The organism is Clostridium sp. AF19-22AC, assembly GCF_003479085.1.
Classification (GTDB): Bacteria; Bacillota; Clostridia; order Lachnospirales; family Lachnospiraceae; genus Faecalicatena_A; species Faecalicatena_A orotica.
In genome coordinates this window covers 1-645 of sequence record NZ_QUGN01000066.1, presented here as the reverse complement: position 1 = coordinate 645, position 645 = coordinate 1, and the positions used below count along the sequence as shown (strand labels likewise).

The 645-nt window shown below is 35.3% G+C and carries 1 protein-coding gene; it reads left to right on the top strand.

All coding sequences use genetic code 11. The features are described from left to right. Nucleotides 1–284: 284 nt before the first annotated feature. Complete coding sequence (locus tag DWX43_RS26775) at nucleotides 285–614, top strand: helix-turn-helix transcriptional regulator (RefSeq protein ID WP_118623122.1); 330 nt, start codon at nucleotides 285–287, stop codon at nucleotides 612–614. The last annotated feature ends 31 nt before the right edge of the window (nucleotides 615–645 follow it).

Below are 645 nucleotides of genomic sequence, written 5' to 3'. Positions count from 1 at the left end.
TTTTACGCAAGTTTTAGGAATGTGTTTCGCAATTACCTATTGTACAATACTTAATGTATCGTATGCCGGAATGGTAAGGTTTAGTCCTGTTTTCTTTTCAGAAATCAAAAACTTTTAAATAACAAATAAACTTTATGTTTTCAGGAATTTCTATATCTTTTTTTCGGAAAAGGGAAAGCCAAAAAATGTGTCACACTTTGTGGTCAACAATTTTTAAGGAAAATTATGGATATTTTAAGCCCTTTTTCTTATCATTTTATTATACTTTTTAGGGGGGCCGCTTTATGACAAATTTACCAACTATGTTTTCAAAAATTTTATCCGAATATATTAAATCAAAAAATATAAAAACAAACCTGCTGGCACAATACTGCGGGGTGGACCGCTCCAATATGTATAAGCTGATCAGCGGGAAAAGGAATCCGGGTTCAGAAGAACTGGTACATAAAATGGCTGACTATATGCGTCTGACACCGACAGAATGCAGAGAACTGGTGGAGGCCTACCGGATTACAGTTACCGGATACGAAACCTATTACCGCCGGAAAACAATACAGGACTTCATCGGAAATTTTTCAGGCAAGATGGATGATATTGCTGATATCTCCTCCTAGTATAATAATGATGTAGTCAATCAAGACTACT